Genomic DNA, 1,833 nt, shown 5'->3' on the forward strand with positions numbered 1-1,833 from the left:
CTAAAATTATCAAAAATTGCCCGATTTTAAAAAACTTCAAAAGCGATTTCCCTGCATATTTGTACCGTTTTTTGGCGGTACAATCTTTTGCTAAATTGGGTGAAATGATAAAACAACTAGAAACATTAGGAAACAACCAGAAACAAACTGACCATAACAACGGCTGAGATGCAGGATGAGGCCAGAAAAAAGAAAACTGAGTAAGATTTAAGTAAAAAATGAACAACCAAATCGAAATATATCAAGGAAGCGACGGCCAGACTCAAATCGAGGTAAAATTTGAGCAGGAAACGGTGTGGCTATCTCAAGAACAAATTGCAGCCCTTTTTGGAAAGGGAAGAAGTACGATAACTGAGCATATCCGAAATGTTTTTAAGGAAGGGGAATTAGAAGAGCCAGTGGTATGTCGGGAATTCCGACATACCACTACACATGGAGCTATAGTGGGGAAAACACAGGAGAAAGTAATTAAGCACTACAATCTAGATGTAATCATTTCGGTTGGCTACCGGGTCAAATCACTACAAGGAACCCAATTCCGAATTTGGGCCACCAAGCGCTTGAAAGATTACCTTATCCAAGGCTACGCCATCAATGAAAATAGACTAGCTCAGAAAGAACAAGAAGTCCAAACTTTAAAGGATGGGATCCGGATATTAAGCAGAACAATTCAGCAAAAAGAGGAAGATCAAAATTTGGATTGGCTCAACCACTTTGCCAAGGGTCTGGAACTACTTGATGATTACGATCATGAAAATCTAGACAAAAAAGGCTTAAGTAAAAGAAAAGCAAACTATCCTGATTTAGCTCAATATCAGGAGGTAATTAAATCCATGAGGTCAGATTTTGAATCCGGTGTATTTGGTAAAGAGAAAGATGGAAGCTTTGAAAGTGCAATCGCACAAATCAGCAAAGGCTTCGACGAAGAGGACTTCTATCCTACCCTGGAAGAAAAGGCAGCAACCCTACTCTACCTGATCGTCAAGAATCATGGATTTGTAGATGGCAACAAACGAATTGCAGCCGCATGCTTCCTTTTATTTTTGCAGCACAATGACCTTTTGCATACTAGCGAAGGAATTTCAATCATAAGTAACGACGCTCTTGCCAGCTTAACGCTCTTCATCGCATCAAGCAAGCCAGAGGAAATGGACACCGTGAAGAAATTGGTTATTAGTGTATTGAACAGAAACCGAGACGAAATGCGCTGAATCTGAAAACAGCGTTGTACCCATTTTGCATGAGAAAAAATCAGTCCAAATGGTGAAAAACATTATTTACCTGAATTCAAAATGAAAAAATTCAGTGCAGGCTTTCCACCATTGGCAAATAGTATCCCGTATGCCTAAGTTTACCAGTCTTTTTAAGGGCTCCGAGGGCTACCATTTCCGTCAGATCTCTGGTTGCAGTAGCAGGAGAAGTTTTGCTAATACGAATGTAATTCTCGGCACTCAGACCACCTTTGAAACCCTCCGGTCCTTCCCGAAACAATCGCAGCGCGACTTTTGACTGACGCTCATTTAGTTTATTCCGGAATTCCTCAAAGTAGCGAGCCTTTTCAACAATAAATAGAATCAATTTCTGCACATTGATTTGGGCTTTCAATACTTCTTCAGAAAAATACACCAACCAATCTGTCACCTCCAAAGCGCCATTAGCACGCTCTAATGCCTGATAATACGCTTTTTTATTTCGCTCTACGGTACTGGAAAGTGAAGTGATCAAGGGATGCTTGGCTCCCATAGCCAATGCTTTTTCTGCAATTGCTCGTCCAATTGGACCATTTCCATCTTCAAAAGGGTGAATTAATTCAAAATACAGGTGCGCCAATCC

Annotated in this window: 2 protein-coding genes; one reads left to right on the forward strand and one right to left on the reverse strand. The window is 40.5% G+C overall.

Annotated elements, in window-relative coordinates; translation table 11 throughout:
- Positions 1–218: 218 nt before the first annotated feature.
- Positions 219–1,211 (forward strand): RhuM family protein, encoded by a 993-nt coding sequence (gene rhuM / locus Q0L00_RS19500; RefSeq protein ID WP_297338570.1) that lies wholly within the window; start codon positions 219–221, stop codon positions 1,209–1,211.
- Between the two features lie 91 nt (positions 1,212–1,302).
- Here rhuM and Q0L00_RS19505 read toward each other — a convergent pair.
- A partial coding sequence (locus Q0L00_RS19505; protein WP_297338571.1) for a Fic family protein occupies positions 1,303–1,833 on the reverse strand: 531 nt, incomplete at its 5' end.

The sequence above is a fragment of the Algoriphagus sp. genome (genome assembly GCF_024305035.1).
Classification (GTDB): domain Bacteria; phylum Bacteroidota; class Bacteroidia; order Cytophagales; family Cyclobacteriaceae; genus Algoriphagus.

Bases quoted from the DNA above. Each gene is read 5' to 3' on its own strand.
- rhuM (WP_297338570.1), top strand. From the start codon at position 219: ATGAACAACCAAATCGAAATATATCAAGGAAGCGACGGCCAGACTCAA.